The sequence below is a fragment of the Cedecea lapagei genome (genome assembly GCF_900635955.1).
In the GTDB taxonomy this organism is placed as follows: domain Bacteria; phylum Pseudomonadota; class Gammaproteobacteria; order Enterobacterales; family Enterobacteriaceae; genus Cedecea; species Cedecea lapagei.
This window is the reverse complement of sequence record NZ_LR134201.1, coordinates 1,045,306-1,064,076: the sequence shown is the minus strand read 5'-3', so window position 1 is coordinate 1,064,076 and position 18,771 is coordinate 1,045,306. Positions and strand designations below refer to the sequence as shown.

At 55.0% G+C, this 18,771-nt stretch carries 19 protein-coding genes; 12 read left to right on the top strand and 7 right to left on the bottom strand.

The genetic code is table 11. The features are described from left to right. The first annotated feature begins 357 nt into the window (after window positions 1-357). The 4 genes from tomB to EL098_RS05230 all read left to right on the top strand — a co-directional run bounded on the left by tomB (window position 358) and on the right by EL098_RS05230 (window position 2,366). Entirely contained in the window at window positions 358-732 is a 375-nt protein-coding gene (gene tomB / locus EL098_RS05245; protein ID WP_008460297.1) for an Hha toxicity modulator TomB, read from the top strand. Between the two features lie 27 nt (window positions 733-759). Further along, entirely contained in the window at window positions 760-975 is a 216-nt protein-coding gene (locus EL098_RS05240; protein ID WP_008460299.1) for an HHA domain-containing protein, read from the top strand. Between the two features lie 242 nt (window positions 976-1,217). Further along, complete coding sequence (maa, locus tag EL098_RS05235; RefSeq protein WP_126355300.1) at window positions 1,218-1,769, top strand: maltose O-acetyltransferase; 552 nt, start codon at window positions 1,218-1,220, stop codon at window positions 1,767-1,769. A gap of 120 nt (window positions 1,770-1,889) precedes the next feature. Next, the gene (locus EL098_RS05230; protein WP_126355299.1) at window positions 1,890-2,366 is read left to right on the top strand and encodes a YlaC family protein; all 477 of its coding nucleotides are present in this window, start codon (window positions 1,890-1,892) and stop codon (window positions 2,364-2,366) included. 3 nt (window positions 2,367-2,369) lie between these two features. Here EL098_RS05230 and ykgO read toward each other — a convergent pair whose 3' ends face one another. The 3 genes from ykgO to EL098_RS05215 all read right to left on the bottom strand — a co-directional run bounded on the left by ykgO (window position 2,370) and on the right by EL098_RS05215 (window position 4,803). Continuing rightward, on the bottom strand, window positions 2,370-2,510 hold the full coding sequence (gene ykgO / locus EL098_RS05225) for a type B 50S ribosomal protein L36 (protein ID WP_003859006.1): 141 nt from the start codon (window positions 2,508-2,510) through the stop codon (window positions 2,370-2,372). Window positions 2,511-2,513: 3 nt separating this feature from the next. After that, window positions 2,514-2,774: a type B 50S ribosomal protein L31 gene (locus EL098_RS05220; protein ID WP_008460319.1), complete on the bottom strand. Its 261-nt coding sequence runs from the start codon at window positions 2,772-2,774 to the stop codon at window positions 2,514-2,516. 124 nt (window positions 2,775-2,898) lie between these two features. Further along, on the bottom strand, window positions 2,899-4,803 hold the full coding sequence (locus EL098_RS05215) for a methyl-accepting chemotaxis protein (RefSeq protein WP_126355298.1): 1,905 nt from the start codon (window positions 4,801-4,803) through the stop codon (window positions 2,899-2,901). 378 nt (window positions 4,804-5,181) lie between these two features. On the opposite strand from EL098_RS05215, the gene EL098_RS05210 reads away from it, so the two are divergent. The 4 genes from EL098_RS05210 to EL098_RS05195 are packed head-to-tail and all read left to right on the top strand — an operon-like array spanning window position 5,182 to window position 8,499. Next, window positions 5,182-6,219, top strand: a complete 1,038-nt coding sequence (locus EL098_RS05210; protein WP_126355297.1) for an isopenicillin N synthase family dioxygenase — start codon at window positions 5,182-5,184, stop codon at window positions 6,217-6,219. A gap of 29 nt (window positions 6,220-6,248) precedes the next feature. Then, entirely contained in the window at window positions 6,249-7,055 is an 807-nt protein-coding gene (locus tag EL098_RS05205) for a MetQ/NlpA family ABC transporter substrate-binding protein (RefSeq protein ID WP_126358357.1), read from the top strand. Further along, window positions 7,052-7,843, top strand: coding sequence for a methionine ABC transporter ATP-binding protein (locus EL098_RS05200; RefSeq protein ID WP_126355296.1), 792 nt, complete (start codon window positions 7,052-7,054; stop codon window positions 7,841-7,843). The genes EL098_RS05205 and EL098_RS05200 overlap by 4 nt, the downstream gene beginning before the upstream one ends. Next, complete coding sequence (locus EL098_RS05195; protein ID WP_164716919.1) at window positions 7,840-8,499, top strand: methionine ABC transporter permease; 660 nt, start codon at window positions 7,840-7,842, stop codon at window positions 8,497-8,499. The genes EL098_RS05200 and EL098_RS05195 overlap by 4 nt, the downstream gene beginning before the upstream one ends. A 41-nt stretch (window positions 8,500-8,540) precedes the next feature. Here EL098_RS05195 and EL098_RS05190 read toward each other — a convergent pair whose 3' ends face one another. After that, window positions 8,541-9,911, bottom strand: a complete 1,371-nt coding sequence (locus EL098_RS05190; RefSeq protein WP_126355294.1) for a PTS transporter subunit EIIC — start codon at window positions 9,909-9,911, stop codon at window positions 8,541-8,543. 292 nt (window positions 9,912-10,203) lie between these two features. On the opposite strand from EL098_RS05190, the gene EL098_RS05185 reads away from it, so the two are divergent. Then, a complete protein-coding gene (locus tag EL098_RS05185) occupies window positions 10,204-11,403 on the top strand; it encodes an enolase C-terminal domain-like protein (RefSeq protein WP_126355293.1) in 1,200 nt (399 codons plus the stop codon). On the opposite strand, the gene EL098_RS05180 is transcribed toward EL098_RS05185, so the two are convergent. Then, a complete protein-coding gene (locus tag EL098_RS05180) occupies window positions 11,400-12,113 on the bottom strand; it encodes a GntR family transcriptional regulator (protein WP_126355292.1) in 714 nt (237 codons plus the stop codon). The two genes, EL098_RS05185 and EL098_RS05180, sit on opposite strands and share 4 nt — an antisense overlap. A gap of 108 nt (window positions 12,114-12,221) precedes the next feature. Here EL098_RS05180 and EL098_RS05175 point away from each other — a divergent pair, with 108 nt between their 5' ends. Further along, window positions 12,222-13,781, top strand: coding sequence for an EAL domain-containing protein (locus EL098_RS05175; RefSeq protein ID WP_126355291.1), 1,560 nt, complete (start codon window positions 12,222-12,224; stop codon window positions 13,779-13,781). Here EL098_RS05175 and EL098_RS05170 read toward each other — a convergent pair whose 3' ends face one another. Beyond that, window positions 13,782-14,252 carry a 2TM domain-containing protein gene (locus tag EL098_RS05170; RefSeq protein WP_126355290.1) on the bottom strand — a complete coding sequence of 157 codons (471 nt, stop codon included), beginning with the start codon at window positions 14,250-14,252 and terminating at the stop codon, window positions 13,782-13,784. A 164-nt stretch (window positions 14,253-14,416) separates the two neighbouring features. Further along, on the bottom strand, window positions 14,417-15,937 hold the full coding sequence (norR, locus tag EL098_RS05165; protein WP_126355289.1) for a nitric oxide reductase transcriptional regulator NorR: 1,521 nt from the start codon (window positions 15,935-15,937) through the stop codon (window positions 14,417-14,419). A gap of 220 nt (window positions 15,938-16,157) precedes the next feature. Here norR and norV point away from each other — a divergent pair, with 220 nt between their 5' ends. After that, complete coding sequence (norV, locus tag EL098_RS05160) at window positions 16,158-17,609, top strand: anaerobic nitric oxide reductase flavorubredoxin (protein ID WP_126355288.1); 1,452 nt, start codon at window positions 16,158-16,160, stop codon at window positions 17,607-17,609. After that, window positions 17,606-18,742 (top strand): NADH:flavorubredoxin reductase NorW, encoded by a 1,137-nt coding sequence (gene norW / locus EL098_RS05155; RefSeq protein WP_126355287.1) that lies wholly within the window; start codon window positions 17,606-17,608, stop codon window positions 18,740-18,742. The genes norV and norW overlap by 4 nt, the downstream gene beginning before the upstream one ends. Window positions 18,743-18,771 lie beyond the last annotated feature (29 nt).

Sequence of the window (18,771 nt, the reverse complement as noted above, 5' to 3'; positions counted from 1 at the left end):
GCATTGCATTTATTTGGGAATATTCTTACAAATTAGCGCCTGTTCTTTAACCGGATACAGAATAGTCTTATAAGCTGATTAACTGGCTGAAAGTTATAAACATTGCTCATTATTACTTAATCGTTCAATGATAATGTATGTTAAAATTTATACGAAACTCTTAATTCACATTTAGTAACGTATTCTCCTTTTTTAACTTAATTGTAATTTTTCGTTAGAGCAGCATGAAATCCAGGCAATATTGATTTATAGTTACAGCACATGTAATAATCGTGGCATCAGTTCTTCACCTCATCAGGTGTGTCCACCCCAACCCGTTGTGTTTATCATTTGTTTTACCGATAAAGGGGCAGCACTATGGACGAGTACTCACCAAAGCGGCATGATATCGCGCAGCTGAAGTTTCTCTGTGAGAGTCTGTACCACGATTGTCTGACCAACCTTGGTGAGAGCAATCATGGATGGGTTAATGATCCGACTTCGGCCATAAACCTACAGCTGAATGAATTGATTGAGCACATTGCCGCGTCTGCGCTTAATTATAAGATTAAGTATCCGGACGAGAGCAAATTGATTGAACAGATTGATGAATACCTGGACGATACTTTCATGTTGTTTAGCAATTACGGCATTAATGCGCAGGATCTGCAGCGGTGGCGTAAATCGGGGAATCGCTTGTTCAGATGTTTCATTAGCGAAAGCCGAGCTAACCCAGTGAGCCATTCGTTCTAAAAAGAGTAAAATACTTAAGGCAAATTTATGACTACCAAACTGACCAAGACCGATTATTTGATGCGTCTGCGACGTTGTCAGACAATTGATACGCTGGAACGCGTAATAGAAAAGAATAAATATGAATTATCAGATAATGAGCTGGCTGTATTTTATTCAGCCGCCGATCACCGTCTCGCTGAACTGACAATGAATAAACTGTATGATAAAATCCCACCCTCTGTGTGGAAATTTATTCGTTAATTACAAACTTTATTAAATAACATTTAAACTCACAATTTATTACCTGGTTTGTCTTAGCCATTATGGTACGGATTCGGATTCACGCCGGTTAACCGGCCAGCGAAATACCGCCAGCTCTCCTCACTCCTTGTCTTGCCACGCCGCAGCCTGCGACGTGAGCGTCGTCACACTCAGGGAACGATCCCCGCTCTTTCCTTCCGACATTTAGCTAGTCTTACAGACCACTGAACAGGGAAAAGCTTATGAGCGAAGAGAAGCGTAAAATGATTGCCGGCGAACTTTACCGACCCGGAGATGAAACCCTCCGGCGTGAAAGCCACAGAGCACGCCAGCTGCTGCATCGCTACAACCACAGCTCACCCGACGAGCAGGCGTACCGCGATGAACTCCTCGCCGAGCTGCTGGGCCAAAGCGAAGGAGCCTATATTGAGCCGACGTTCCGCTGCGACTACGGCTACAACATCTATCTGGGGAAAAACTTCTACGCCAATTTTGAGTGCGTAATGCTGGATCCCTGCCCCATCCATATAGGCGACAACTGTATGCTGGCGCCGGGCGTGCATATTTACACCGCTACACACCCTCTTGAGGCTGAAACACGTAATAGCGGCGTCGAGCTGGGCAAGCCGGTAACGATCGGCAATAACGTCTGGATTGGCGGCCGCGCGGTGATTAATCCTGGCGTCACCATCGGTGATAATGTTGTGGTGGGCTCTGGATCGGTGGTGACCAAAGATATTCCGGCAAATTGCGTAGTTGCCGGCAACCCGGCGCGTATTATCAAAATGCTGTAGCCAGGCCTGTTAACTGTTATGGTTATTTTTGGCCTGGCTGTTACTTTCTTGCCCGGCGCGGGCTTCTTAAAATAGTCGGGTCATGCGTACAACCGAAACAGAAAACCCAGAAGGCACACCATGTCAGAAATTCAGCGCCTGCTTACCAATACCATCGAACATCTGAATGAAGTTGAAAAGCGCGATAACCGCCCGCGCTTCAGTATCAGTTTTATCCGTAAACATCCTGGATTATTTATCGGTATGTATATCGGCTGGTTTGCCACAATGTGGGTGATGCTGGAATCAGAAACCCTGGCGGGCTCAGTATGGCTGCTGGTCGTGTTGTTTGCGCTGATGAACGCATTCTTCTTTTTTGACGTCAACCCTCGCTACCGCTACAGCGATATCGACGTGCTCGACCTGCGCGTCTGTTACAACGGCGAGTGGTATAACACCCGCAACGTGCCCGCTACGCTGATCGATGAAATACTCAGCTCCCCGAGCGTGGATGAAGAGCAAAAATCGCTGCTCCACAAAATGCTCAGCCGCAAAGGGGAGCTGTCGTTTTACGACGTCTTCTCGCTGACCCGCAAACAGCCTGCGGGAGAGCGATAACGGCTAGCGACGTTTCTTACGTCCCTGCACCGCTTTAAAACGCGGATTCGATTTGCAAATCACATACAGCCGCCCTTTGCGCTTAACAATCTGGCAATCCGGGTGGCGCTGTTTTGCACTGCGTAGTGAATTCAATACCTGCATCTCTTAAGACTCCTTACCGCCAAAGAATTTGCCAAAGCGCTGCTGGAAGCGCGCCGGGCCGCCTTCATTGACGAAGACTTTCTGCTTGCCGGTGTAGTGAGGGTGCGAAGCGGAAGAGACTTCGATCGTCACGTAGGGGTAAGTCACCCCGTCCAGCTCAATCTCGCGGTCGGTTTTGATCGTCGAGCCCACTTTAAAATACTCATTCACGCTGGTGTCGTGGAACACCACGGTCCGGTAGAACGGATGGATATCGCGCTGCATAATAATCGCTCCGATATGTTATAACGTAACAATAAAATAAAAGATGATCGGGCAAATTGCAAGCGGGGTTTAATACTGGCGCGGGGTCAAAAAGCAGCGGGCACCGACTGGGTGCCCGTAAAGGTTAGAGTTTAAAACCGGCGACTACCCGCTCAAGCTGGGTAGATTGCTCCGCCATAGAATGAGAGGCAGAAGAGACTTCCTGAACCAGCGCGGCGTTCTGCTGGGTGGTACTATCAAGCTGATTAATCGCAAGATTCACCTGCTCAATGCCGGTGCTCTGCTCCCGGCTGGAGGACATAATTTCGGCCATCAGCGTCGTCACGTTGCGCACGCCCTGGGTCAGTTCTTCCATGGTGCTGCCCGCCTGGTTAACCAGCTCCGTCCCCAGATTCACATTGCTGACTGAATTTTCGATCAGCGCTTTAATTTCGCGCGCCGACTGCGCAGAGCGCTGAGCCAGGCTGCGCACTTCTGAGGCCACCACCGCAAAACCTCGCCCCTGCTCACCGGCACGCGCGGCCTCAACGGCGGCGTTCAGCGCCAGGATATTGGTCTGGAAAGCGATGCTGTCAATCACGCTGATGATATCCACCACTTTCCCGGACGACGTCTGGATGGCGTTCATCGTGCTGACAACCTGCTTGACCACTTCGCCCCCTTTCACCGCAACGCTTGAAGCCTCACGAGCCAGCTCGTTAGCATGAGCGGCGTTGTCGGCGTTCTGACGCACGGTGCTGGTCAGCTCTTCCATCGAGGCGGCCGTCTGCTCAATAGAGCTGGCCTGATCTTCGGTGCGGGCAGAAAGATCCTGGTTTCCTGTCGCGATCTGATGCGAGGCTGAAGAGATGGCCCGTGCGCTATCCCCAACCTGCCGCAGCATGGTTTGCAGATAGCTAATCACGCCGTTAAAGCTGTCGATAATGGCGTTGAATTCCGGACTGCTGGTCTTCTCCAGACGCTGAGTCAGATCGGCCCCGCCGGCAGAAAGACGGCTGATATTGTGGTTAAGGTCGCCCAGGCGATGCATCATGTTGCGGATAAACAGCACCAGAATACCCAGCAGTATAATAGCCATTGGGATCTGCACCATACCGAGACGCAGCAAAATGGCGTCCGTTTGTTTGGTCAGCAGCGAGGTGGGCAAATCCACCGCCAGGATCCACGGACTCCCTTTTACCGTCTGTAAAATAATCGTATGCGAGGTGCCGTCGTTGTCGTATTCATTCTCACTGCCCTGGCTGGCGCTAAAACCAGGAAGCATCTGCTGCACCGCCTTCGCCATTGGCAGCGAGCTGCTCAGATCGGAAAGGTTTTTTAAGCCTGCCGTTTTGCCGATCTGATCCGCATTGCCGACGACCTTGCCGTCCGCCTCAATGATCAGCACCTGCCCTTTAACCGCCTCGCTCATCTGCTTTGCCAGCTGATTAAAGAAGCCCAGGGTTACATCGATAGTCGCCACGCCCCACGGCTGGCCCTCTTTGCTTATCGCCATCGCACAGTTGGTACGCGGCTGCGGGCTGGCATCGTCCTGATAAGCGTTAGCCCAGGCACACTGCCCCGCCGGCGAGGCTAAGCCGGCTTTGTACCACACCTGCTCGTAATAATTAGGCGCGGCATCCGAGTTCCAGTAGGTGTTTTCCTCAAGCTTGTTGCTACCGTTTCGGGCAAAAAAGGTGCTGAACTTGTTTCGGCCCGCCTCACGTTTTTCCGGCAGCGGCCAGATCCCACCGCCAAATACGTTCACATCCTGATATTGATCCACCAGCGTCGGTAAGAGCTTATTAATATCATCGCTCTGCATCGCGGCTACCGACTGGGTAATGCTGCGCATTTGCGCCTGTACCCGGTTCATCTGCTCGATGATATTGACCGCAACATTGTCCACTTCAAAGCGAATCAGCTGGGTTTCGTTGCGCTTGATCTGCGGCGTCACGAAGAAGTGGATCACCAGTGAAGTTACCGCAATTAACAACATGAAAAACAAACATAAAGAGGTAATAAATCGGGATTGTGTAGTTTTTAGCATGATGAGGATACCTGGGGTAGAAAGCGAAACGCTTAGCAACCTCTTCGGCATAAAACCCATAAACTTAACGGCCGCAATAAGTTAATTATTCGTTAACTATTTCTAAATGTAATCAATCCCTAGTTAAATCCATAAGTTACCCCTATCAATTGAAATATTTAGAAATAATTAGACTTTTCTCGTTTCCGCAAATGCTTAGAACCCCGCCCGTTCATAGCTTAGAAGATAACAATATTGGGCGGAGCATTTTGATTGCGGCAAGGTGAGCGCTAACGCTACCCGACCGAATTCAGAAGGACATTGCCATGATGCTGCGCCGCTGTTGTGCCGAACTCAATGTAACCGCCTTTTCCAAGACTATGATGACCGGAGTAAACTATGAGCACCAATCCAGGCCTGGCACTGCCGATTCTTGACCTTTCCCAGCTGAGCGGCAGCGATACCGACCGTTCGGCCTTCCATAGCCAGCTGCGCTACGCCGCACGAGAAATTGGCTTCTTCTATCTGATCAACCACGGCATCAGCCCTGAACTGCAGCAGGCGGTACAGGACGAAGCCCGCCGCTTCTTTGCCCTCCCCGACGATGAAAAGCAGCAGGTGGCGATGATCCATTCGCCGCACTTCCGTGGCTATAACCGTGCGGCAAGCGAGCTGACCCGCGGCCAGCCTGACTGGCGCGAACAGTTCGATCTGGGCGCCGAACGCCAGGCCCTGCCGGCGGATGAATACGCGCCGGCGTGGCGTCGCCTCCAGGGCCCCAACCTTTGGCCAACCGCGCTGCCCGAACTTAAACCGACGCTTTTACAGTGGCAGAGCGAAATGACCGCCGTGGCCCTCAAGCTGCTGCGCACCTTCGCCGAAGCGCTAAGCCTGCCGGCCGATGCTTTTGATTCTCTTTATGGCAGCCTGCCAAACGAACATATCAAGCTGATTCGCTATCCCGGACAGTCGTCCACGCAAAGTAGCCAGGGCGTAGGCGCTCATAAAGATTCGGGTTTTCTGAGCTTCCTGCTTCAGGACGATAAAAAAGGGCTGCAGGTCGAAGTTTCGCCGGATAACTGGGTTGATGCCCAGCCGCTGCCGGGCAGCTTTGTGGTCAATATTGGCGAACTGCTGGAGCTGGCGACCAACGGCTATCTGCGCGCCACGGTCCACCGCGTAGTTTCTCCGCCGCAGGGTGAAGAGCGCCAGTCCATCGCCTTCTTCCTCGGCGCACAGCTTAATGCCGTAGTGCCCGTCTACCAGCTGCCGGAAGCGCTGGCGCGGGAGGCGCAGGGGCCAGAAAGCGACCCACAAAACCCGCTGCTGCGCGACGTGGGCTGGAACTACCTGAAAGGCCGCCTGCGTTCTCATCCGGACGTGGCGGAGCGCTACTACGCGGATGTGCTTCGTAATAGCAGCGAACTGATAGCTTAATAACTTATTAAAATAAAAGGATAATAATGATGAAAACAACGGTATTCAAACTGGCTGGTGTTGCGCTGTCACTCTCTCTGGCTTTCGCGGCGCAGGCCGCAGACGCGCTGCGTGTGGCGGCCGATCCGGTTCCCCATGCGGAAATTCTCGCCTTTGTGCAAAAACTCGACCCAAATCTCAAACTCAAGGTTGTCGAACTGAGCAACGGCGTTAACGCTAATGAACTGCTGGTAAACGGCGATGTTGATGCCAACTATACCCAGCACTTACCTTATCTGCTCGATCAGGAAAAAGCCCTCGGCAAGAAATTTGCCGTCGCCGCAACGGTGCATATCGAACCGCTGGGCATTTACTCGCACAAATACAAAGATCTGAAATCCGTGCCTGAAGGGGCGACCATTGCGGTGCCGAACAACGTGACCAACCTGAGCCGCGCGCTCTATCTGCTGCAGGACAAAGGGCTAATAACCCTCAAGCCGGAGTTTAAAGACGCCGCCACCAACCAGGCAACGCCAAAAGACATCGCCGACAACCCGAAAAAGCTGAAGATTCTGGAAGTGGAATCTCCGCAGATCCCACGCTCGCTGGACGACGTAGGCCTGGGGGTGATCAACGGCAACTATGCGCTGGAAGCTGGCCTCAGCCCGGCGAAAGATGCGCTTGGTCTGGAAAGCGCCATCCATAACCCGTATGCCAATATTCTGGTCACCAACCCCAATCTGGAAAACGATCCGCGCATCAAACAGCTGGCCAAAGATCTCACCTCCCCTCAGGTGGCCGAGTTCATTCGCAAGCAGTACAACGGCTCGGTGATCCCGGTAGAGAATAAGTCATGATCTCCCTTGAGCGGCTGAGCAAAGTGTACGCCGGAGAAGGCCGACCGGCACTGGATGACATCAACCTTGTGGTCCCGGATGGCGCGATTTACGGCATTCTGGGGCGCAGCGGCGCCGGGAAAAGTACGCTAATCCGCTGCCTCAATCTGCTGGAGCGGCCCACCTCGGGCCGCATCATCATGAACGATCGGGACATCACGACCTTTAACCAACGCGAGCTGCGTCAGCATCGCCAGCGTACCGGCATGGTGTTCCAGCATTTCAACCTGATCCACGCCAGAAGCGTTGAAGATAACGTTGCCGTGCCGCTGGAAATCTCCGGCGTGCCCCGCGAAGTGCGTCAGAAACGCGTAGCCGAGCTGCTCAATCTTGTCGGCCTGAGCGATAAAGCAAAAGCCTTTCCGTCTCAGCTTTCCGGCGGTCAAAAGCAGCGCGTTGGCATCGCCCGTGCGCTGGCCGCCCATCCTGAGATCCTGCTATGCGACGAAGCCACCAGCGCGCTCGATCCCGAAACTACCTCGTCAATCCTGGCGCTGCTGGCAGACATCAACCGCCAGCTTGGCCTGACGATTGTGCTGATCACTCACCAGCTTGAGGTGGTTAAAGCCATTTGCGATCACGCGGCGCTGCTGGAGCACGGCAGATTGATAGAGAGCGGTCCGCTGTCCGAAAGATTGGTGGATCCTTTCTCCAGATTACGCACCTCGCTGCTGCATGACGAAGAGGCTGAACGCGAGTTCTTACGCCGCCACGGCGTTGAAGGGAGTGTTTTATGCGAAGTAGCATGAGTTGGGAAGACCTGTGGCCGCTGCTGCTGGACGGCACCCTGGATACACTTTACATGGTCGGCCTGGCGGCACTTTTCACCGTGCTGATTGGCCTGCCGCTGGGCGTGTTGCTCTTTCTTACCCGCCGCGACGGCGTTTTACCGGCTCCTCGTCTGAATAAGGTGCTCGGCAGCATCATTAACGTGGGCCGCTCTTTACCGTTTATTGTGCTGCTGATAGCGCTGATCCCGCTGACGCGAATTATCGTCGGAACCACGCTCGGCAGCACTGCGGCCGTGGTCCCTATCACCATCGGCGCCTTCCCCTTCTTCGCCCGCGTCGTTGAAAGCGCGCTCGATGAGGTCGATAAAGGCCGCATCGAGGCCATTCTGTCGATGGGCGGGAACGCCTGGCACGTGGTGAGTAAAGTGCTGCTTCCGGAGGCGCTGCCTGCCATCCTGGCAGGGGTCACGCTCACGGTGGTGATGCTGATTGGCTTTTCTTCGATGGCCGGCGTCATCGGCGGCGGCGGCCTGGGAGACCTGGCTATTCGCTACGGCTATCAGCGCTTTAATAATCAGGTCATGGTCGGGACCGTTATCGTGCTGATTGTGATGGTGCATCTGGTCCAGAGCCTTGGCGACCACCTGGTCCGCCGCCTCGCCCACCGCCGTTAAAAGACGGGGCTGCTGAGTGCGGCCCCGTCAACTTTTAAAGCTTACGCTTTCTCCCGCACCAGCAGGGTGGTCAGTACGAAAGAGACCACCAGCGCCAGCGCAACCCCAAGAAGCGCAAAGATAAAGTACGGGCCAATATAGGCCGGCAGGCTAAAGATACTCGACAGGATATAGCCGTAGAGCCGCACGCCGAAGAAGGCAATGAACGCTGAGGCGAGCGAGCTGGCAATCGTGGCGGCAATAAACGCTTTCTTATAGCGGGTTAGCACCCCAAACAGCGCCGGTTCGGTAATGCCCAGCAGCGCTGAAATCCCCGCAGACAAAACCACCGAACGATCCGCTTTCGACTTGCTCTGCCGCCAGATGGCAAAGGTCGCCCCGGCGATAGCCATGTTGGCCATAAACATCATCGGCATCAGCATGTCATAGCCGCGGTCGGTGAAGTTTTGTAGCGCAATCGGCGTCATGGCATGGTGCATCCCGGTCAGAATCGCTATCGGGCGAATCGCCCCCACTACAAGTCCGGCAAAACTTGCGGAGACCCCAAACAGCCCTTCAATAAACCAGGCCAGCAATTTACCCAGATAAATACCGAGCGGGCCAATCACCACCAGCGCGACCAGCGCGGAGATGAACAGCGTCAGCGTGGGGGTAAACACCGTTTTCAGCACCTCGGGCATGATGCTATCGACCCAGCGGTGGATATAGCTCAGCGCCAGCACCGAGAAAATCACCGGGATAACGCTGGAGGCATAGTTGAAGACCGAAACCGGGATCGCGTTGAGAAAATAGAAAGCATCCACCGCCCCGGCCTGATGCGCGGCCAGCGCTTTCGCCGCGTCAATCAGCGACGGATACATTAGACAGGCCGCTACCGCCGCCGCGAGGTATTCGTTGGTTTTGAAAATTCTGGCGGCGGAAATCGCCAGGAAAAACGGCAGAAAATAAAAGACGCCGCTGGCGATAAGGTCGATAACCACCACGGTATCGCTTTTTGCCGAGATCAGTTTTAGCGCAACCAGCCCCGCCAGCAGACCTTTTATCATCCCTGCCCCGGCAATCGCCGGCACTATCGGGCCAAAAACGCCGGAAACGGTGTCCATAAACAGCGACACAAGGCCCTTACGCTCCTTCTTGCCGGCAGATGAAGAAGGGCCATCTTTCGCGCCGCCGAGCAAAGCGTTCAGTTGCTCGTACCAGCTGTTCACCTGCGGCCCGATGATTATCTGAAACTGATCGCTTTGCGTCTGTGCGCCCAGCACGCCGGGCAGCTTTTTAATCTCCGGCTGGTTCACTTTATTATCATCAATTAAATCGAAACGCAGACGCGTCATGCAGTGCCAGACTTTATTAATATTCTCCGTCCCGCCGACCAGACGAATAATAGAAGTAATGACGTCACGACTCCCCATGAATAACTCCCCGGTGTTGGTTTATTGTTATGTTTTGCTGCCGCCGATGGTAGAGAATCAAAAAATAAAAAACAAACCAATGAAACATGACATCCATCACAGTTAGCCACAGTAAAGAAAACAATTGGAGTGATAACAACAATTGGTCTGGTTTTAAGGCATTTAACAATGAAAAAACTGACCAATAAAAAAGAGTAAAAAAAAGCATTTACCGCCGGGGAAAAATAGGGTGATAGTAATAAGCAGAACTTAATTAACGGTGTTTAAACCAGCCTCAAAGTGGAGCTTTCTCGTGCTACCCACAATTATCGAAAATATTGAATGTTTTATTACCAGGCCGGACAGGCACAATCTGGTGACGGTGCAGGTAACGACCGACAAAGGCGTGACCGGACTCGGCTGCGCTACCTTCCAGCAGCGGCCGCTGGCGGTAAAAACTCTGGTCGATGAATACCTTAAGCCGCTGCTGATTGGCCGCGACGCCAACCACATAGAAGACCTGTGGCAGATGATGACGGTCAATGCCTACTGGCGAAACGGCCCGATCATGAATAACGCCATTGCCGGTGTGGATATGGCGCTTTGGGACATCAAGGGCCAGCTCGCCAATATGCCGCTTTATCAGCTTTTAGGCGGCAAATCGAAGGATGCCATTGCGGTTTACAGCCACGCCGCCAGCGAAACGCTTGAAGGGCTGTATCAGGAAGTCGATAAGCTTCTGGCTCAGGGCTATCGCTATATTCGCTGCCAGCTGGGCTTTTACGGCGGTACGCCGCAGGGCATGCACCAGACAAAATCCCCCACGCCCGGCGCTTACTATGACCAGGACGAATACATGGCCAATACGGTGGAGATGTTCCGCGCCCTGCGCGAAAAATACGGCCACCGTTTCCATATTCTGCACGACGTCCACGAGCGGCTCTTTCCGCAGCAGGCCATTCAGCTGGCTAAAGCGCTGGAGCCTTACCAGCCCTGGTTTATCGAGGATATTCTGCCGCCGCAGCAAAGCGCGTGGCTCGAACAGGTGCGTAACCACTCCTCCGTGCCGTTGGCAATGGGCGAGCTGTTCAACAACCCGGCGGAATGGCATGACCTCATCGTGAACCGCCGCATCGATTTTATTCGCTGCCACGTGTCCCAAATTGGCGGCATTACCCCGGCGCTAAAACTGGCCGTGCTCTGCCAGGCCTTTGGCGTACGTCTGGCATGGCATGGGCCACCGGACATGACGCCGATTGCGGTCGCGGTGAATACTCACCTGAATATTCATCTGCATAACGCGGCAATCCAGGAGTTTATCCCCGTCAAAGAGAATACCGCCGCCGTGTTCCCGGGCGCTCCCTGCGCGGAACAGGGCTACATGTATCCGCTGGAAAAACCGGGCATTGGCGTTGAGTTCGATCGGAAACAGGCGGAACGTTTCCCGGTGGAATATCGCCCGCACGACTGGACGCAAAGCCGCCTGCCCAACGGCGCAATCCACACGCCCTAAGAGGATTTACGGCGAACCAGATTATCGTGGTTAAAGGGGATGACGTAGGTGCAGGAATAGTTGATATCAACGATGTCGCTGATCTCATATACCCGTCCCCCTTCGAGGATCCCGCGGTTACTTATCTGCATCGCGGGCTGCCCCTTCCTGCACTCCAGCAGCTGCGCCTGCTCTTTATTGACCACAATGGCCTGGTAGCGGGTAAGCAGGTGCGAAATGCGATATCCCTTACTCAAAACATACTGCTGCAGTGAGCTTTCAATCGCCTTCTGGTTGAGGTCGGGGAAATCTTTAGCCGGCATTCGCGACGTTTCAATCTGCACTTTCTGACTATCCACCAGGCGCAGGCGGCAAAACTGCCAGATAAATTCATCAGGCCCTAAGCCAAAAACCTGCTGCTCATCGCGGTCGGGAAGTTTTTTATGCAGGCTGAGCAGGCGAAAACTGATGCGATCGAAGGACTTCTCGGTAATCGAGTTGTAGACCAGCGGGCTATTGCGAGCCTGCTCGTTAATCCAGATCCCGGATCCCTGAACAATGGAGACCACGCCAATACTGACCAGCTTCTCCAGCGCCTGGCGGATCGTAAAACGCGAAACGCCATACTCTTCCGCAAGCTGGCGCTCCGGCGGCAGTTTGCGTGGCCCGGGCGTGCTGTGCTGATAAATTTTGCTCAGTAAGTCCTGGGTCACAAAGTCTCTCTTTTTCATTGCGGCCTCCCAACCTTTGCGCTGAAACATAACATTCCTGCGCCGCCTGAACTATGCTGGCAGATAAATTACTGATAACCTTCATCCCCCTTACGCCGGAACCCATCTATGACAAGCAAAAAAAGGGTCAGTCTCGTCAATGGCGTGCTGATCGCGGCGGTGCTTCTGCCAATCTTGCTTAGCATCTATCTGGCGCACAATAAAGCCGAGCAAACCTTCCACAGCGAGCTTGAAAACTATGCTGATCGCGCACTGCTGCGCAGTGAGAAGGTCATCAACCAAAGCGCCGACGCGCTCGCACAGATAGACAGCTTCAACGGCCAGTCCTGCTCCCGCAGCCACCTGGATGCGATGCGCCGGGTCGCTTTCAACTATCGCTATATTCAGGAAGTCGTCTATACCGTCAATGACCGCATCGTATGCTCTTCGCTTGGGACAACCCACGGCAGCGCAGAGCTCGGCCACCCCGACACCAGCGGCACAAAAGGCTTCCTGGCCTGGTACACCAATATCACCGATCTCGGCTTCGAACGCCCAATGATGTACATAGGAAAATCACACCATCTGGTTGTGATCGATCCGATAGCTTTTATTGACGTTATTCCCTTCGGCCATAACCCGGTAAACGTCGCGATGGTCGGTATGGAGCACAACCGGCTCATCGCCAGCAACACGGAATTGCCCAATAGCCGCTGGGAAGCCGAGATTCAAAAAGGCACAACGTCTTATTCCGACGGAAAAAACGCCTGGGTCATTCGCTACTCTCCGGCGTTAGGCCTGGCGATGATCGCCTGGGCACCCAGCGCCCCGCTGCAGATGGCCTGGTACAGGCAAATGATCATCTGGCTGCCGATTGGTATTCTCTTTAGCCTGAGCGCGGGCTGGTTTATCACTCGCCTGCTGCGCCGCCTTGAGTCCCCCCAGGCACGCATTCAGGATGCCATTCGCGATCGGGAGTTCACCCTCGAATACCAGCCTATTGTGGATTTAAAAACCGGAGAAGGCGTGGGGGCGGAAGTCCTCATCCGCTGGCGTCTGCCGGACGGCAGCTTTATCAGCCCGGACATCTTTATCCCGATTGCCGAGCAGGCCGGGCTTATCTCGCAGATAACCCGGCTGGTCATTAAAAAGACCTTCGTCGAGCTCGGCGACTGGCTACACGCCCATCCTCAGCACCATGTCTCAATCAACCTCTCACCGAGTGATGTGCTTAACGATCAGGTGCTGCAGGCCATCAAACCGCTGCTGCTGAAGTATCAAATTAAAGCGGAGCAGATAGCGCTGGAGATTACCGAGCGCGGCTTTGCCGATCCCAAGGTCAGCGCCCCCATCGTGGCGAAATACCGTGAGGCAGGCCATCCTGTCTACCTTGATGATTTCGGCACAGGCTACTCCAGCCTGAGCTACCTGCAGGATCTTGAAGTCGATATCCTTAAAATCGACAAATCGTTCGTCGAGGCTCTGGAGTATAAGAACGTCACGCCCTATATCATCGAAATGGCGAAAACCCTCAATGTGACGACCCTGGCCGAAGGTATTGAAACGGCCTCGCAGGCGGCGTGGCTACGCGAGCACGGCGTAGCATGGGGACAGGGCTGGCTTTACAGCAAAGCCCTGCCTAAACAGGCGTTTATCGACTGGATTGCGCGCAACCGGGTGGTCAGCTAACTATTTACGCAATAACTGCTGCAGGCGCTGCTGCTGGCGTTTTTCCAGCCAGCCCTTCAGCAGGAACAGGCGCAGGCCGCTCGTCACCAGCAGCGCCCCCCAAATCAGCGTTGGCCAGAGAAACCAGTATTGGTGCGATGAAGTCAGCAAATTGATGACGGCAAGGCCAGCACAGACAATGGCCCACACCAGCACGGAGCGGTAGTATCGATACTCTCTGGCAACACGCCGTTTTGCCTCAAGAATTCGTGTATCGAGCGCGTCCTCCGGCTCACCATCAGGCTCATTATCGTCGTACAAATCTGTCACGTTAAGATCGAACGCGGCAGCAATCGCGCTCATGGTTTCCAGGCTTGCCTGCCCACCGTTCTCAATGCGCTGAATAGTTCTGACGCTCAGGGAAGAGAGCTCGGCGAGCTGCTCCTGAGACCAGGCGCGGGACAAACGCAATGCTTTAATGTTGTTACTCATGGCCGGAGATCCTCAAATGATTTAACCCGCCCTGACTATGGCTCAGCCTGCGTTACTTCAACACGACAGCGACACGACACCAACCCGACAGCAACCTGACAGCCCGTTACGCCCCCTCAGCAGCGGAGGTATAGTGAACAGTCTAACAGAGAGGCCGGGGGAAATTACTTCACCCCCAGCCGCTTGGCCAGCCGGTGCAGGTTGGCAACATCGACCCCTAGCTGCCGGGCGCTGGCCGCCCAGTTGTTACCGTTGCCGGAAAGCGCGTCAACAATCCTGGCCCGCTGGAACTCATCGGTAGCTTCGCGCAGGCTGCTAAACACCGGCGTTACCGGTGGGGTTTCTGCCTCGTGAAAGACTTCATCTATCTGGCCGGAAAGCTGGAAATGCTGAGGCAGCAGGACAAGCTCCCCCAGCGGATCGCCGGCACGCGCCAGAACTATAGCCCGATAAATAGCATGTTCGAGCTCGCGAATGTTACCCGGCCAGCCGTACTGGATAAGCTGGCTTCGCGCCGCCTCGCTGAGCACCACTTGCTTTAGCCCCATTTTTACGCGGCTTTGCTCGCAAAAAAAACCGGCCAGCAGCGCAATATCCTCACCGCGCTCGCGCAGCGGTGGAACATGCAGTGGAAACACGCTCAGACGATGGAACAGATCCGCCCGGAATTCACCCGCGACCACCTGCTGACGAAGGTCCCGGTTAGTGGCGGCCAGCACCCGCACATCCACCCGCTGGCTGCGGTCATCCCCTACCCGCTGAATATCGCCGTACTGCAGCACGCGCAGCAGCTTGGCCTGCAGCGCAAGCGGTAGCTCGCCTATCTCATCAAGAAATAGCGTGCCGTTATCCGCCATCTCAAACTTGCCGGTGCGGTGGTGAATTGCGCCGGTGAAAGCCCCTTTCACATGGCCGAACAGCTCGCTCTCCGCCACGCTTTCCGGCAGCGCGGCGCAGTTAAGATAGACCAGCGGGCTCGCCGCCCTGGCTGAACCGGCATGGATCGCCCTTGCCACCAGCTCTTTTCCGACGCCCGTCTCGCCGGTGATCAGCACGTTGAGATCGGAGGTGGCGACAATATCGATCTCTTTTTTCAGCTGGGCGATGCCCGATGAGCGGCCAATCATCTCCCCCACCACCCCACGTGCAATAGGGGGCTGCACGGTGCCCTCCGGCGTTTGTTTCTCAAGCTGTTCCAGCAGCAGGGCATTGTTCAGCGCGCCGGACGCCAGCACGCCAATCAGTCTGAGCTCCTCATCGCTAAAGCTGTCGAACTGGTGGGGATCCATGCCGTCAACGGTCAGCGCCCCTATAAGATTCTGGTCGGCAAACAGCGGCAGCCCAAGGCAGGCGTGAACCTTGAGCTCTTCATGATCGGGGATAAGGCCGTCATAGGGATCGGGCAGCTCGCTGTCTGCCGGGAAACGCACCACGTCACCGGCGCGGGCAATGGCTTCAAGCCTCGGATGGGCATCAACGGCAAAGCGCCGCCCCAGCACGTCCAGCGCAAGGCCATCTATCGCCAGCGGATAAAAATGGCGCGATTCGTAACGCAGCAGCGCCGTGGCGTCACCGCCGAGCAGCTTTCTCAGGGTGCGGATAACGCGGGAAAAGCGGTCAGAATGGCTGATACCGCTCTGCAGTTCGATAGCGATGGCGGCGAGAGAAGACATCGACAGGCTCATAATGAGGCTCCAGAAAAACGGGGAAGTGTAGCTTACGCCTGAGTAGTCAAAATGACAAACAACAAAGTCATAATGACAAAGTTAAAAAATGTCATTTTGACTATAAAAATAAACATCGAAAAATAAAATTCATAAAAATCAAATCATTAAAAAATTGGCACGGTAATCGCTATAGAACAGTCAGAAAGCATTTAACGCTATGACATCAATGAGGTTCTCAATGGCTATTCTGGTTAAAAACAACATTCAGTGGGTCGGTCAACGTGACTGGGAAGTGCGCGATTTTCACGGTACAGAATATAAAACGCTGCGCGGCAGCAGCTACAACAGCTATCTCATCCGGGAAGAAAAAACGGTCCTGATCGACACGGTCGACCATAAGTTTAGCCGCGAGTTTGTGCAAAATCTTGAGCGAGAAATCGACCTTAACACGCTCGACTACATCATTATCAACCATGCGGAAGAAGACCACGCCGGGGCGCTGACCGAACTGATGTCACGCATCCCGAACACGCCAATCTACTGCACCGCAAACGGCATCGACTCCATTAACGGCCACCATCATCATCCCGAGTGGAACTTTAACGTGGTGAAAACCGGCGACAGCCTGGACATCGGCAACGGCAAACAGCTCATCTTCGTCGAAACGCCAATGCTGCACTGGCCCGACAGCATGATGACCTACATGACCGGCGACGCGGTGCTGTTCAGCAACGATGCCTTCGGCCAGCATTACTGCGACGAACACCTGTTCAATGACGAAGTGGATCAGACCGAGCTTTTCGAGCAGTGCCAGCGTTACTATGCCAACATCCTGACGCCGTTCAGCCGCCTGGTCACGCCAAAAATCACCGAGATCCTCGGCTTCAATTTGCCGGTAGATATGATTGCCACCTCCCATGGCGTGGTCTGGCGCGACAACCCAACCCAGATCGTTGAGCTGTACCTGAAATGGGCTGCGGATTACCAGGAAGACCGCATCACGCTGTTCTACGACACTATGTCCAACAACACCCGCATGATGGCAGATGCCATTGCCCAGGGGATCAACGAAGTTGACCCACGCGTGGCGGTAAAAATCTTCAACGTGGCGCGCAGCGATAAAAACGAAATTCTGACCAACGTCTTCCGCTCCAAAGGCGTGCTGGTTGGCACCTCCACCATGAACAACGTGATGATGCCGAAGATAGCCGGGCTGGTGGAAGAGATAACCGGGCTGCGCTTCCGCAACAAACGCGCCAGCGCCTTCGGCTCCCACGGCTGGAGCGGCGGTGCGGTAGATCGCCTCTCCACCCGCCTGCAGGACGCAGGCTTTGAAATGTCCCTCAGCCTGAAGGCGAAATGGCGCCCGGACGGTAACGCGCTGGAGCTGTGCCGCGAACATGGCCGAGAAATTGCCCGCCAGTGGGCGCTCTCCCCGCTGCCGGTGGCCCAGGCCGCTGCCCAGGTTGAACAGGTAGCCGCGGAAGCTGCGCCCGCCGCCGACAGTGCCGACCTGGGTCCCTGCATGCAGTGCAGCGTTTGCCAGTGGATTTACGATCCAGCCAAAGGTGAACCGATGCAGGCCGTAGAGCCGGGAACGCCGTGGAGCGAAGTGCCGGACAGCTTCCTTTGCCCTGAATGTTCTCTGGGGAAAGACGTCTTTGATGAGCTGGCAACGGAGGCCAAATGAGCAACGGCATCGTGATTATCGGCTCGGGCTTTGCCGCCCGTCAGCTGGTGAAAAATATCCGTAAACACAGCCCAGAGGTGGCCATTCGACTGATTGCCGCCGACAGCGCCGACGAATACAACAAGCCGGATCTCAGCCACGTAATGAGCTTAAATCAGCGCGCCGAAGAGATGACACGCCAGCAGGCCGGGGCGTTTGCAGAGCAGTACAACCTGACGCTGCACGCCAACAGCTGGGTCAGCAGCATCGACCCGAAAAACAAGCTGGTAAAATGCGGCAATCGCCAATGGCATTACGACAAGCTGGTGCTGGCAACCGGCTCCTCCGCCCTTTTGCCGCCCGTTTCCGGCAAAGAGTTGATGGTGACGCTAAACAGCCAGCAGGAATACCAGGCCTGTGAAACCCGGCTGCGTGACGCCCGACGGGTGATGATCCTGGGCGGCGGGCTTATCGGCAGCGAGCTGGCGATGGACTTTTGCCGCGCGGGTAAAGAAGTTGTTCTGGTGGATAACGCCAGCCACCTGATAGCCTCGCTGCTCCCGCCGGAGGTCAGCGGCCGCCTGCAGTCGCGCCTGAGCCAGATGGGCGTTGAGCTTCTCTTTAACCAGAGGCTGGAAACGGTGATCCAGACGGAGCCGGGGATATGTGCCACCCTGAATAATGGCCGTAAGCTCTACGTTGACGCGGTGGTAGCCGCTATCGGCCTGCGTCCAAACATTGGCCTGGCGCAGCACGCGGGGCTTGATGTTAACCGGGGTATCAAGGTGAATAGCCAGCTGCAGACCTCCGATCCGGATATCTACGCCCTCGGCGACTGCGCGGAGATCGACGGCAAGGTGCTGCCGTTCCTGCAGCCCATTCAGCTAAGCGCCATGACGCTGGCGAAAAATCTGCTCGGGGCAGAAGATGCAGTTTCCCTTCCGGCGATGCTGGTCAAAGTGAAAACACCAGAGATGCCGCTGCACCTGGCCGGGGAAACCCAGCGCAGCGACTTAACCTGGCAGATGACCTCCAGCCAGCAAGGGGTGATTGCGAAAGGGGTAGACGCCGCGCAGCAGCTAAGGGCGTTTATCGTCAGCGAGGAGCATATGAAGCAGGCGTTTGGTTTGGTGCGGGAGCTGAAGTTAGGCTGAAACGCCCTCACCCCGGCCCTCTCCCGGAG